Origin of the sequence: Pseudomonas sp. P9_31 (genome assembly GCF_034008235.1) — a bacterium.
Lineage (GTDB): Bacteria > Pseudomonadota > Gammaproteobacteria > Pseudomonadales > Pseudomonadaceae > Aquipseudomonas.
Window position 1 is genome coordinate 2,160,204 of the sequence record NZ_CP125375.1, and the last position, 13,913, is coordinate 2,174,116.

A 13,913-nucleotide genomic window follows, 5' to 3' on the forward strand; every position below is an offset into this window, starting at 1 on the left:
GGGAACAGGCGGGAGTATCCCCGGCCGGACCCTTGAGAAAAACCGCTGGATCGGCAAAGCACTGTTTACCGTAAGTCATGAATGGGTGAGGGTTCAGTGGCATTGATGGTGTGTGGTCTGACGCCTTCGCGGGCTTGCTCGCGAAAGGCGCGACTCGGTGTCGGAATTTAACCCCGCCCCTAAGCCATATCGCTGTGGCTGAATTCCTCGCCCAGAAAGTCGATCAAGGTACGAACCGACGGCAGCAACCCGCGTCGTGAAGGGAAGATCGCATGCACGATCCCGCACTTGGGTGTCCAGCCCGGCACCAGTTCCACCAGCCGACCGGCGGCAATCTCATCACGCACCACCACTTTGGGCAGGTGGGCGATGCCGACCCCGGCGAGCACCGCGTGACGCAAGGCCAGCAAGTCGTCGGTGACCATTCGCGGGGTATGACGAATCAGCGCGCTGGCACCGTCGGCGCCGAACAACTCCCACTGATATTCACGCTGCGCGCCACCCCAATGCAGGCTCGGCAGACCGCTGAGGTCGGCCGGCGTGGGCGGTGACGACAAGCGCTGCACAAGCGCGGGAATGCCCACCAGGCATTGGGTGCTGTTGCCCAGCACTTTCATCACCATGTCGGTGTTTTCCAACGGCGGAAAACGCACCCGCAGAGCGATGTCGAACCCCTCGTGGATCAGATCGACCCGGCGGTTGGTGCTTTCGATGAACAACTCGACCAACGGGTACTTGAGCATGTAACGGGTCAGCATCGGCCCGACCCAGGTGTTCAACAGCGCGGTGGGGCAACTGATGCGCACCAGACCCTGCGGTTCGGAACGGTTGCGTTCGATCAGCTCGGCGGCACTTTCGGCTTCCACCCGCATGGCCAGGCAACGCTGGTAATAAGCCTGGCCGATTTCGGTCAACGAGCAATGCCGGCTGGTGCGGTGCAGCAGCCGCACACCGAGGCGTTCTTCGAGCTCGGCAATGCGTCGGCTGAGCTTGGATTTGGGCATGTCCAGCGCGCGCCCGGCCGGGGCGAAACCGCGGTGTTCCACCACTTGGGTGAAGTAGTAAAGGGTATTGAGGTCTTCCACCATCGTTCTCCAAATAGAACGCTAAGGCTGATTTTTGCAGTCTAGCGCACCAAGTGTCGCGGTTTTAAGCTTTGTTCATCGCGCTACACAACAGTTTCGGAGGAAAGATGAAAAACATCATCGGTATCTACACCAGCCCACGAGCCCATTGGGTCGGCGACGGTTTTCCGGTTCGCACGCTGTTTTCCTACGACAACCTGGGCAAACACATCAGCCCGTTCCTGCTGCTGGATCACGCAGGTCCCGCCGAATTCACCCCCACAACCGAGCGTCGTGGCGTCGGCCAGCACCCGCATCGCGGTTTCGAAACGGTGACCATCGTCTACAAGGGCGAGCTGGAGCACCGCGACTCCACCGGCAGCGGCGGCAAGATCGGCCCCGGCGACGTGCAATGGATGACCGCGGCCTCGGGGATTCTCCATGAAGAATTCCACTCCGAAGGTTTCGCCAAAACCGGCGGCACGCTGGAAATGGTTCAACTGTGGGTCAACCTGCCGGCCAGGGACAAGATGGCCGCCCCCGGTTACCAGACGATTGTCGACGGTGACATCCCGAGCCTCCCGCTCAAGAACAACGCTGGCAGCCTGCGTTTGATTGCCGGTGAGTTCGACGGCCATCGCGGCCCGGCGCGGACCTTCACGCCGATCGACGTGTGGGATGTTCGCTTGAACGCCGGCAAGTTGCTGACCCTGGATCTGCACGAAGGACGCAACACGGCACTGGTGGTGCTGCGTGGCACGGTTCAGGTCAACCAAATGGAACAGGTGCGTGAAGGGCAGTTGGCACTGTTCGAGCGCGACGGCGATCAGCTCAGCCTGGAAGCCAGTTACGACGCCGTGGTGTTGCTGCTCAGCGGCGAGCCGATCGACGAACCCATCGTCGGCCACGGCCCGTTCGTGATGAACAGCGAGCAGGAGATTCATCAGGCCTTCGCCGACTTCCAGTCCGGTCGGTTCGGCCGGATGAGCGGCTGAAATCATTGTTGTAAGGCTGTGGCGTGCCGGGCTTGACTAACTACGCTTGCTTGGCCGCGGTTTAACGAAAAATCAGTGTTCACTCACGCCGGCCCGTTCGGCATCGATAAAAAGCGAGGATTACCCATGACTACTTCCTACAAACGTCTCGACAAGGATAACGCCGCCGTTCTGCTGGTCGATCACCAAGCGGGTCTGCTTTCTCTGGTGCGCGACATCGATCCGGACCGTTTCAAGAACAACGTGCTGGCCCTGGCCGACCTGGCCAAATACTTCAAGCTGCCAACAATTCTGACCACCAGTTTCGAAACCGGTCCTAACGGCCCGTTGATGCCGGAACTCAAGGCGTTGTTCCCGGATGCGCCGTACATCGCTCGCCCTGGTCAGATCAATGCCTGGGACAACGAAGACTTCGTCAAGGCGATCAAGGCCACCGGCAAGAAACAACTGATCATCGCCGGTGTGGTGACTGAGGTGTGCGTGGCGTTCCCGGCGCTGTCGGCCCTGGCCGAAGGCTTTGAGGTATTCGTGGTGACCGACGCCTCCGGAACGTTCAACGAACTGACCCGTCAATCGGCGTGGGACCGCATGTCGTCGGCCGGCGCCCAGTTGATGACCTGGTTCGGCCTGGCCTGTGAACTGCATCGCGACTGGCGCAACGACGTGGAAGGTCTGGCGACCCTGTTCTCCAACCACATCCCGGACTACCGCAACCTGATGACCAGCTACAACACCCTGACTAACAGCAAGTAAACCCTGGCAGCGCATACACACATAACTTGTGGGAGCGGGCTTGCCCGCGATAGCGGTCGATCAGTCAACATCCCGGTGACTGATCAATTGCCATCGCGGGCAAGCCCGCTCCCACAGTGTTTTGTGGTGTTCTGAAGACATCAAATCCTCCTACACTGTGCCCATCCGTACTATTGCTGGAGTCGCTCGATGCTGTCACTGCTCACCGAACACCCATTGATCAGCGCATTGATTCTTATCCTGATCGATCTGGGATTGTGGCGTTTGATCACGGCCAGCGGCAGCAACTGGAAACTGGCGGTGCGGGTGGTGATTTTCGCGCTGTTCAGCATGCTGCTGTTCAACGAAGGCATGAACCCCATGGAGACGGCGCCCTGGGTCGACAACGTCCCGCTGCACCTGGCAGCCACCGGTTTGCAGATTGGCTGGTGGCTGTTTGGTGCGCGCACTCTGACGGTGCTGATCGGTGCGGTGATGATGCAACGGGTCGGGCACACCGGGCGCTTGCTGCAGGATTTGCTTGGCGCGGTGATCTTCCTGATCGCGATTATCGCCGCCCTCGCGTATGTACTCGATCTGCCGGTCAAGGGCGTGCTGGCAACGTCCGGCGCGTTGGCAATCATCGTCGGCCTGGCCTTGCAAAGTACCCTCAGCGACGTGTTTTCCGGGATCGTCCTCAACACCACCAAACCCTATCAACTGGATGACTGGATCTCCATCGACGGCACCGAAGGCCGGGTCATCGACATCGACTGGCGCGCGACGCGCCTGCAAACGGCCCAAGGCAGTATGGCGGTGATCCCCAACTCCCTGGCCGCCAAGGCCAAGCTCATCAACTTCAGCCGGCCCAGTGACATTTTCGGCGTCTCCATCAGCTTGCAACTGAGCCCGCACGCACGTCCGCAAACGGTGATCGACGCGCTGGAACGGGCGATGCAAGGATGCCGCTATCTGTTGAATAAGCCGGCGCCGTGTGTCGCGTTGAAAGGCTCCAGCGCCACGGGCGTGGAATACGAAATCAGTGGTTTCGTCGTCTCGATGGACCAGAAACGCATGGTCCGCAATCTGCTGTTCGACCTGGCGTTCCGGCACTTGCAGGCCAGCGGTGTCAGCCTGTTGTCGAACGTCGAACCGAATGCACCTGCCAACCTGTCGCGGCCACGGGCATTGCTGGACGCCTCGAACATTTTCTCGACCTTGCGTCAGGAAGAGAAAGAAACCTTCAGTCAGAACATGAAGCTGCAAACCTTCCGCGCCGGTGAAATGATCCTGCCGGCGGGGGAGGTCAGCGATCATTTGTTCATCATCGAATCCGGCGTCGTGTCGGTGGAGCTGAGTCGTGGCGGGGTCAAGTTCGAAACCGGGCGCATGGGGCCGGGAGAGGTGATCGGCGAGGGCGGGATTTTGTCCGATATGGCGATGCCGGCGGACTTTAGCGCCAAGACGGTCTGCAATTTGTATCGGATCGAGAGGGAATACCTCCAGCCGTGCCTGGATGCGCGGCATGACATCGGCGAAGCGATGAAGGCGTTGCTGGATTTCCGCTTGAACAAGGCTCAGACACTGATTCAGGAAACACCCAAGGTGGTGGAGAAGAAAGGGTTTTTGCAGTGGTTGCGCAAGCGTAATGGCTGATGTGTGGGTTGCCTGTTCCGGCCCTTCGCGAGCAGGCTCGCTCCCACATTTGATCTTTGGTGTTTATACAACTGATGTCTGACACAAACCCATGTGGGAGCGAGCCTGCTCGCGAAAGCGTCGGCACAGTCACTGAAAAACTTGTGGTCCATTGGCATCCTCAACTTCCCAATAATTGGCTATTTGTTCAACGACAGGTCCGCATTAACGTAGCGCCAACCCCACCTGTGATTGGAGCTCACCATGCAACCTCGTATCGATTTCTACACCGCTTCCCCGGACGGTCTCAAAGCCATGATGGCCCTGGAAGCCGCTGTCTCGAAACTGCCGCTGGAAAAGTCGTTGATTGAACTAGTCAAGCTGCGCGCGTCGCAGATCAACGGCTGTGCCTTCTGCATTGACATGCACACTGCCGATGCCATCAAGGATGGGGAAACGCCGCGCCGGCTGTTCGCCGTGACAGCCTGGCGTGAGGCACCATTCTTCACCGATCGTGAGCGCGCCGCACTGGCCTGGACCGAGTCCTTGACCCAAGTGAGCCTGACCCACGCGCCGGACGAAGACTATGCGCTGCTCAGCGCCGAGTTCAGCCCCAAGGAAATGGTCGACCTGACTGTGGCGATTTCCACCATCAACAGCTGGAACCGCCTGGCCGTGGGTTTCCGCAAAATGCCTCAGGCGTAACGCCTGGCTCTGATGCCAGTCAGTTAAGACGTTGAACACCGCAGCCCTGTGGGAGCGAGCCTGCTCGCGATAGCGGCAAGTCAGCTAACATTGATGCTGAATATACCGCCGTCATCGCGAGCAGGCTCGCTCCCATCTGGATTGCGCGTTATTTACTCGCTGTTAATCAGCGAATCTTCCTACATCCATTTCCACCTTTCCCGACTTCTTTCCTGATCGATCCCCCGCACAGTCCCCGCGCCTAATTTTCTGCGCGAGGGATTGCTCATGTTCGACTCCTTTTCTCCAGCAACTCCGTACTTTTCGGTGCGTTGATGGAGCACGTTATCCGCATCGAGCAGGAACTCGACAGCTTCCCGCACACCCTTTCGCTCTATCGCGAACAGCTCAAGCATTGGTTCAACCGAGCCGCCGACAAGGCCAGCCACGTGGCGGATCTGCCTTCGCTGATGGGCATGGAGCGGATCATCCGCTTCGGAGGCTCCAGCACCGTCGTGAGCAGTGGCGACGACGACTTTTTCTCCACCGTCGTGCAGTGCCCGAAAGGTGGAAAGCTCGAGATCGAGAGCAAGTTCGAATCGGTTTATGACATTCCCGTGGGGAATATTCAGGTCGATGTGATTGCGCAGGAGGGCGGGGAGTCGACGCCGGTCACGCTCGATAAAAATGGCAAGGGAACATTCCGAGGGGAAGAGGGCAAGTTCTACCGCATTCACGTTCACAACGAAGTGACGCCGCAGCAAGTTGAAGATCTTTTCTCTTCCTACGATGGCCTGACGCAGGAACTCGACAGCTGGCTGCGCGATGAATGGCGGACGTTCAAACCGAAGTGGTCGCAATCGTCTTCGGTGGCTGTAGGCAATGGAATGCTCGCGGGCAGTTGGGCGGCCATTGAAGGTGTGTGGGACGGCATCAGCCTGCTGTCAGACATTCTCAAGGATCCGGCGAAGTTCGCAGAGCGGTTGGGTGAAAGCGCCGCAGAGCTGGAGAAGCTCGCCAAAACCGCACCGGATGTCATGGAAAAAGCCCAGTTGCTAGCCAGTGACGAAGCAGCGCTGTGCCTGCTGGTGCGCTGCGCCAGCCTGTGGTTGGACATGCTGCCACCGAGCGAGATCGCCGGCAAAACCGCCGAAGCGGTGTCGATGATGGTGGTGCAGCTGTTGATCGACATCCTGATTGGCATCGTCCTGACGTTCGCCGGGGCGGGCGCCGGCATCGCCTATTTGACGATGCGTTTGGCTGATCGAGCCGCGCAGTTACTCAGTGCCGTTCTGCGTCTCGTGAAGGCGATTTTCACGATCATCAATAACTTCATCAGCTACGTCGACCGCTACAAAAAAGTCGCCGCGCGTGGCATCGCGGCGGGCATGAAAAAAGGCCGGATGCAATTGAGCTGGAGCGCACGTCGCAACGCTGCGCTGAAGAAAGACGAACACCACGACGACTCCCCCGATCAAGCGAAAAACCCCAACGGTGACAGCGCCACTTGCGCGCCGTCGACCTGCAAGAACGGTTGCCCGGTATCGATGGTTACCGGTGAAGAACTGCTGACCCTCACCGACGGTTCGCTGGACGGCATCCTGCCGTTCGACTTCACCCGGCTCTATCGCACCAGCGCCGCCGAGATCGACTGCGGCCTCGGATTTGGCTGGAGCCATTCGCTTGCCCATCGACTGGAAATCGATGGCGACACCGTCATCTGGAGCGACCACGAAAACCGCCGCACCACGTTCCCGCTGCCGAACCACGAACGCCCGGCGATCCACAACAGCCTCTCGCGCGCCGCGATTTATCTCGGCAATGACCCCGAGGAACTGATCCTCGCCCAGGCTGGCGACGACGCGCGTTTTTACCACTTTCATAACGGCCGGCTGACCACGATCAGCGACGCGTACGGCAACCGCTTGCGCATCACCCGCGACCGCCAGCAGCGCATCCAACGCCTCGACAACGGTGCCGGTTGCGCCTTGCTGTTGCGCTATGACCGCGCGCATCTGATCGCCGTCGACTATCAGGTGTTTGTCCCGGCGCAGACCCTCGACGAGGCCTGGCACACCGAGCAGACGCTGGTCAGTTACCGCTACGACGAATGCGCTCAACTGATCGAGGCGAGCAACGCCGCCGGCGAGAGCGAACGTTACGACTACGACGACCAGCACGTGATCCTGCAGCGACAATTGGCCGGTGGGGCGAGTTTCTTCTGGGAGTGGGAACGGTCTGGCAAGGCGGCCAGATGTGTTCGCCACTGGGCGTCGTTTTCGCAGATGGACACGCGTTATGTCTGGGATGACGAGGGCAGCGTCACCGTCCAGAACATCGACGGCAGCGAAGAGGTTTATGTCCACGACGACCATGCGCGGCTGGTGCGCAAGGTCGAGCTGGATGGTGGCGAACACCTCAAGGCCTACGACGACCAAGGTAGGCTGATTGCCGAGCAGGATCCGCTCGGGGCTGTCACTGAATACCGTTACGACGAAGTCGGACGGTTGGTGGCGCTGATTCCGCCGGAAGACGAGCCAACGGCCTACGAATATCGCAACGGTTTCCTGCATGCGCGCTCTCGCGGCAAAGCGGTGTGGAAATATCAGCGCAATGCCCAGGGGGATGTCACCGAAGCCACCGATCCGGACGGGCAGGTCACCCATTATCACTACGACGCTCAGGGACGCTTGCTGTCGATCCGCTACCCGGACACCAGCCGCCATGTGTTCGTCTGGAATGCCTTGGGCCAGTTGCTCGAGGAAACGCTGCCGGACGGTGGGCAGCGGCGCTTTTCCTACGATGTATTGGGTCGGCAGATTACCCGTCAGGATGAACATGGTGCCGTCACCCAGTACCAATGGGATGCCGTCGGCCGACTGATCCAGACGACGTTGCCTACCGGCGCCACTCGCGCCTTCAGCTACAACGCCTACGGCAAGATCACCGCCGAGCGCGATGAACTGGGCCGCGTCACCCGTTATGAATACGTCGACGACCTGCACCTGGTCAGCCGCCGGATCAACCCCGACGGCACCCAGCTCCAGTACCGCTATGACAACGCGCAGCTGTTGCTCACGGAAATCGAAAACGAATCCGGCGAACACTATCAGCTGGACTACACGCCCAACGGCCTGATCCGACAGGAAACCGGCTTCGACGGCCGCCGCACCGCGTACGCCTACGACCTCAACGGTCATTTGCTGGAGAAAACCGAGTTCGGCGATGACGGCTCGCAGCGGGTTACCGGGTATCAACGGGATTCGGCCGGACGGTTGCTAACCAAAACCCTGCCCGATGGCATCCAGGTCGACTATCGCTACGACTCGCTGGGCCGACTGATCAGTGTCGACGACGGCCACGACCATCCGCTGGAATTCGAATACGACCAGCAGGATCGCCTGATCACCGAGCACCAGGGCTGGGGCACCTTGCGCTATGGCTACGACGCCTGCGGCCAGCTCAATCGCCTGCGCCTGCCGGACGGCAGCAAACTCGATTACCACCACGCCAAGGGTGGCGCGCTGACGGCCATTGACCTCAACGGCGCGCGGCTCACCACCCACCAATTCGCGTTCGGTCGCGAACAGCAGCGTCAACAAGGTCAGCTCACCAGCCAATATCACTACGACGAACAAGGCCGGTTGCAAGCCCACGCCATCAACCAGCAATCCCGTCCGTTTTACATGCGTCACTACAGCTACGCAGTCAATGGCAACCTGGCAACCATCGCCGACAGCCGTCATGGCCAGCGCAGCTATTACTACGACGCACTCAACCGCCTGACCTGCGTGCGCCACACCCGCGACGACCCACCGGAAACCTTCGCCCACGACCCCGCCGGCAACCTGCTGATGCAGAACCGGCCCGGCGTTGCGAAGGTGCTGGGTAATCGCCTGCTGATGCAAGGCGACCGTCATTACGACTACGACGCCTTCGGCAACCTCATCCGCGAACGCCGCGGCACCGCGCAGAAACTGGTCACCGAATACCGCTACGACTGCCAGCATCGGCTGATCGGCGTCACTACTCCGGACGGCAGTTGTTCAAGTTACCGCTACGATGCCTTCGGCCGCCGCATCAAGAAAGCTGTCGACGGTAAGACCACCGAGTTCTTCTGGCAGGGCGACAACCTCGTCGCTGAAAGCAGCCGCGAGCACTACCGCAGCTACGTCTATGAACCCGGCAGCTTTCGTCCGTTGGCGATGCTTGACGGCAAAGGCCCGAAAAAGGCTTGCCCGTTCTACTACCAACTCGATCACCTCGGTACGCCGCAGGAACTGACGGATTACGGTGGTGAGATCGTTTGGTCGGCGAAGTACAACGCCTATGGCAAGGTCACGCGTCTGGCGTTCGGTGGGGGCGAGCAGCTCGACCAGCCGCTGCGCTTTCAGGGGCAGTACTTCGACGCCGAGAGCGGCCTGCACTACAACCGGCATCGCTACTGCAATCCGGATATTGGTCGGTACCTGACGCCGGACCCGATCAAGCTGGCGGGCGGACTTAACCCGTACCAGTACACGCCGAATCCGACGGGGTGGGTTGATCCGTTGGGGTTGGCATGTCTACCGTGTCCTGGAGAAGTAGAGGCTGATGGGCCGTTCAGCGAAATTGTTCCGGGTGGTGGTTTGGGGGCTCATGAAGCTCGAGGTGGGCATTTGATCGAGAAGCATATTGGTCGGACCCAAGCGCAATTGGCGGAAAGGCTTGCTGACGAAACATGGCTCGGAAGGGCATCTACTTTCTATGATCAAGCGACAGCGGAAAAAGCCATATCCAGTGTGTTGGCGACAAATAAGGGGCAGATAGCGAAATTCATTAAGGGAAAGGATAGTCAGATCATTATTAAAGATTCTGTTCCCTATCCAGTCGGCGTCGTTTTAAAACGCAATGCGTCTACTGTGACGCCTGCCTCCGGGGTGCTCCTGATTTTACGCAGGGATAAGCATTTGCCTGACGGTTATCGAATACATACGGGGTATGCAGAGTGATGAGCAAAAGATTTCCAGCGTTATTCCAGTTCTTGGCTGGTTACTTTCATCAAGATTGGGCCTGTGATCACGAGACCGAAGACGATGTTATTCGATCATTCGTTTTCGAATCATCTCGAGAAACCATTTTGCAAGTGAAGGGCGAGTTGGAAGTCGTTTTGCGGACTATCCAAAGTGAAGAGGAGTTGCAGGCATTTTTGTTTGAGGAAATCGGATGTGATTACTATTACCCCTATGCGTGGCCCTCAGGAAAAGCTTGGTTGGAACATATTTGGAGCATGCTCTAGCTATGGATCTTGACTGGCGCCCGTAATGTCTGGGAGAGGCGATCAACGAAATTTCTGGACAAGGTCGTCGGAAGTTTCCTTCAAGTTGTAGCGGTTTCCATGAACTGGTGTGAAATGTTTTCCATCGATAGTCTCTGGTGGTCACTGAAGATTCAGTGGCAGGGTGTAGGAACCCTTCAATACCGTTAGAGCTACATTGACGTCGATGCTTGGTTTGCGGCCGTTAACGTGCGTCCGTAATATCTGTTGCGGCGGCTATGCGCGGGCACGCTTCGGCGTGGTCGAGTTTTGCTCTAAGGGTCTCGATATTCCTACCCCGTGCATAGCTGCCACCCTAGCCTGTAGGAAGGCCTAAGGCAGCTCCATTTCTTCCTTGGAGCATCTCAAATGAAAAATCTTCACCCCGATCCACCCTACGAAAAACCAATTCCCCACCCCAAAAGCCGCTTCATGGCGCTCACCAGCAACTGCACCGACATGCCCACTCTGTTCGTCGATACCCAAGCGCCGTTGGATATCCTGACCGATGCCGCCAGCTATCGAATTCGTGCCGTAACGCAGGTGCTCGAAAACATGTCCATGCGCGGCTCGGTCGAGTGCGATTCGATGATTCTCAGTGACTTTGCCTTGCTCTGCGCCATTCCATTACGGGATGGGTGTGATGTGCTGGATGTGATTGGGCGGCGGTTGAGGGCGCAGTCAGCAGCGGATTAGTTTCAGAGATTTCGGGTGTCTGAGCCGGCGTCTTCGCGGGCAAGTCGGATCGCCGCTTCGCGACCCAACGGGGGCAAGCCTCAATGAGCATCAGCACTCGGCGCGGCCGGTGGTTGTACCTTGTGCATCAAGGGCACCATCGCCGTGGCGAGGATGAAACAGACCATGATCATCAGGAACGCGTCGCCGTAGGTTTGCGTCTGCGCTTCGCGGTAGGTCAGCAGCCACAGCTGATGCAGGCTGGCGGTGACGCCGATGTCACCGCTTTGGCCGAGGGCGGCAAAGTTATGGCCGACCTGGGACAGCCACTGATTCAGCGCTTCGTTGGTGCTGTTGAGGTTCTCCGCCAACCGGGTGAAGTGCAGGTTGGTGCGGTCGTTGAGGATGGTCGCGCACGCGGCGATACCCATCGCGCCGCCAAGGTTGCGCATCAGGTTGAACAACCCCGACGCATGTTTGAGCCGCGCTGGCGCCAACCCGCCGAGGGTCAGGGTCACCGCAGGCGGCACTGCCAGTTGTTGCGCGATCCCGCGCAAGGCTTGCGGCAGCATCAGTTCTTTGGCCCCCCAGTCGTGGGTGATCGGGCTGAAATCCCACATCGACAAGGCGAACAGCCCAAGGCCGGTCATCATGATCCAGCGCAGGTCGACGCGGTTGGCCAAAAAGGCGTACAGCGGAATCGCCAGAATCTGGAACACCCCTGTGGAAAAAACCGCGAGGCCAATGTCCAGCGCGCTGTAACCGCGCACGCGGCCGAGAAACAATGGCGTGAGGTAAATCGTCGCGAACAGGCCGATCCCCGTGACGAACGAAAAGAAACAGCCGAGGGCGAAGTTGCGGTCCTTCAAGGCACGCAAATCGACGATCGGGTTGGCCACGTACAGGGTGCGACCAATGAAGGCTAATCCAGCCAGGCCGCTGATCCAGGCGGTGCTCAGAATCGTGCTATCGCTGAACCAGTTCCAGCGTGGGCCTTCTTCGAGGGTGTATTCCAGGCAACCGAGAAACACTGCCAGGAACAGCATGCTCAGGTAGTCGGCACCTTTGAGCAGCGACAATTCCGGCTGGTCGATTTTCACCAGCATCGGCACCGCCACCGCAACGAAAATCCCCGGCACCAGGTTGATGTAGAACAGCCAGTGCCAGGACGAAATGTCCGTGATCCAGCCACCGATTACCGGCCCCAGCGTCGGTGCCAGCGAGGCCACGGCACCAATGGTCGCGGCGGCGATTACCCGTTGTTTGCCGGTGAAGAAAAAGAATGCCGTGGTAAACACCAACGGAATCATCGAACCACCGAGAAACCCTTGCAGGGCGCGGAAGGCGATCATGCTCTGGATGTTCCAGGCCGCGCCGCAGAGCAGGCTGGCTAAAGTGAAGCCCACCGCCGAAGCGCAAAACAGCCAACGGGTCGAGAACACCCGGGACAGCCAGCCCGACAGCGGAATCACGATGATTTCGGCGATCAGGTAACTGGTCTGTACCCAGGCGGTTTCGTCGGTGCCGGCCGAGAGCCCGCCGCCGATGTCACGCAGCGACGCCGAGACGATCTGGATATCCAGCAGCGCAATGAACATGCCGATGCACATCGTGGCGAAGGCGAACACCTTGGTCGCCGTCGCCATGTTGGCGGCGTTGAACGGCTGCGCGGGGGCGGCGAGGGCGCGGTTCATGGCGCGCTGGCCACGGTTGGGGATTCAGGCTCGGCGCGGGTGTCCACTTCGGCAGTCACCGACAGACCGGGACGCAGATGACCGAGCACGCCATCGGCCGGGTCGAGCAGGATCCGCACTGGCACTCGCTGGACGATTTTGGTGAAGTTGCCGGTGGCGTTTTCCGGTGGCAGTACGCTGAACTGCGAACCACTGGCCGGCGCGAGGCTGTCCAGATGCCCGTGGAATTCACGTCCCTTGAGCACGTCCGCATGAACGATCACGCGCTGGCCCGGCGTCATCCGCGCCAGCTGATCTTCCTTGAAGTTGGCATCGACCCATAGCCCGCTGGCGGGGACCACCGACAACAGTTGCGAACCGGCCTGGGCGTAAGCGCCGGCGCGTGCGCGACGATTGCCGATCACGCCGTCGACGGGGGCCCGCAACTCGGTGTAGCCGACGTTCAACTGCGCCAGATCACGCTCGGCCCGCGCCTGTATCAGCGCGGCACTGGCTTGCTGTTTCTGGGTTTCGATCACGTTCAATTGGCGTTGCGCGGCCAGCAGTTCGGCCTGGGCCCTGGCACTCTGTGCCTGGGCAGTCTTGAAGGTGGCGTCGGCCCGTTGCGCGCTTTCCACCGAGACGGCATTGCTGCTCACCAAGCGCTTGTAGCGGGCGTTGTCGTCCCGCGAGCGGGCGGTTTCGGCGCCTGCGGCATCAATGCCGGCACGGGCCTGGCCGATCACCGCGTGTTGCAGCTGTTCGGTGGCGTCGAGGTTGGCGAGCAGCGCTTCTTCAGCGGCCACAGCGCCTTCGGCCTTGGCCAGGTTGGCGCGGTAATCGCGGGCGTCGAGCCGGATCAGCACATCCCCGGCCTTGACCTTCTGATTGTCGGTCACCAGCACTTCTTCGATATAGCCTGCGACCTTCGGCCCGATCACCGTGACGTCGCCACCGATGTAGGCATCGTCGGTTTCTTCGATGAAACGCCCGGCGGTCCACCAATGGGTCGCGTACAGCCCGATAAACACCAGCGCCGCGATGGCCGCAGTCAGCAGCACCAGCCGTTTGAGCAGGGGAGGCTTGGGTGGGTTCACCGTGACAGCGAGGTCGGGTTCAAGGCTGGGCATGCTGGTCATGGAGATTACCTGTGAGAAAC

10 protein-coding genes are annotated in these 13,913 nt (G+C 59.7%); 7 read left to right on the plus strand and 3 right to left on the minus strand.

Going from position 1 to position 13,913, the window contains the following annotated elements; all coding sequences use genetic code 11:
• Nucleotides 1-179: 179 nt before the first annotated feature.
• Complete coding sequence (locus QMK51_RS09675) at nt 180-1,088, minus strand: LysR substrate-binding domain-containing protein (RefSeq protein ID WP_258699907.1); 909 nt, start codon at nt 1,086-1,088, stop codon at nt 180-182.
• A 104-nt stretch (nt 1,089-1,192) separates the two neighbouring features.
• Here QMK51_RS09675 and QMK51_RS09680 point away from each other — a divergent pair, with 104 nt between their 5' ends.
• The 7 genes from QMK51_RS09680 to QMK51_RS09710 all read left to right on the plus strand — a co-directional run bounded on the left by QMK51_RS09680 (nt 1,193) and on the right by QMK51_RS09710 (nt 11,102).
• Entirely contained in the window at nt 1,193-2,059 is an 867-nt protein-coding gene (locus QMK51_RS09680; protein ID WP_320393876.1) for a pirin family protein, read from the plus strand.
• A gap of 126 nt (nt 2,060-2,185) precedes the next feature.
• Nucleotides 2,186-2,812, plus strand: coding sequence for an isochorismate family cysteine hydrolase YcaC (gene ycaC, locus QMK51_RS09685; RefSeq protein WP_258699909.1), 627 nt, complete (start codon nt 2,186-2,188; stop codon nt 2,810-2,812).
• A gap of 189 nt (nt 2,813-3,001) precedes the next feature.
• On the plus strand, nt 3,002-4,447 hold the full coding sequence (locus QMK51_RS09690; RefSeq protein WP_320393877.1) for a mechanosensitive ion channel domain-containing protein: 1,446 nt from the start codon (nt 3,002-3,004) through the stop codon (nt 4,445-4,447).
• Nucleotides 4,448-4,690: 243 nt separating this feature from the next.
• The gene (locus tag QMK51_RS09695) at nt 4,691-5,131 is read left to right on the plus strand and encodes a carboxymuconolactone decarboxylase family protein (RefSeq protein WP_320393878.1); all 441 of its coding nucleotides are present in this window, start codon (nt 4,691-4,693) and stop codon (nt 5,129-5,131) included.
• A 314-nt stretch (nt 5,132-5,445) separates the two neighbouring features.
• The gene (locus tag QMK51_RS09700; protein WP_320393879.1) at nt 5,446-10,101 is read left to right on the plus strand and encodes an RNase A-like domain-containing protein; all 4,656 of its coding nucleotides are present in this window, start codon (nt 5,446-5,448) and stop codon (nt 10,099-10,101) included.
• Entirely contained in the window at nt 10,101-10,388 is a 288-nt protein-coding gene (locus QMK51_RS09705) for a contact-dependent growth inhibition system immunity protein (protein ID WP_320393880.1), read from the plus strand. The genes QMK51_RS09700 and QMK51_RS09705 overlap by 1 nt, the downstream gene beginning before the upstream one ends.
• Nucleotides 10,389-10,775: 387 nt before the next feature.
• A complete protein-coding gene (locus QMK51_RS09710; protein ID WP_320393881.1) occupies nt 10,776-11,102 on the plus strand; it encodes a hypothetical protein in 327 nt (108 codons plus the stop codon).
• Between the two features lie 80 nt (nt 11,103-11,182).
• Here the strand turns inward: QMK51_RS09710 and QMK51_RS09715 are convergent, their stop codons facing one another.
• Together QMK51_RS09715 and QMK51_RS09720 are read right to left on the minus strand one after the other, a co-directional pair.
• Nucleotides 11,183-12,775 (minus strand): DHA2 family efflux MFS transporter permease subunit, encoded by a 1,593-nt coding sequence (locus tag QMK51_RS09715; protein ID WP_320393882.1) that lies wholly within the window; start codon nt 12,773-12,775, stop codon nt 11,183-11,185.
• Nucleotides 12,772-13,893, minus strand: a complete 1,122-nt coding sequence (locus QMK51_RS09720) for an HlyD family secretion protein (RefSeq protein ID WP_320393883.1) — start codon at nt 13,891-13,893, stop codon at nt 12,772-12,774. The genes QMK51_RS09715 and QMK51_RS09720 overlap by 4 nt, the downstream gene beginning before the upstream one ends.
• Nucleotides 13,894-13,913 lie beyond the last annotated feature (20 nt).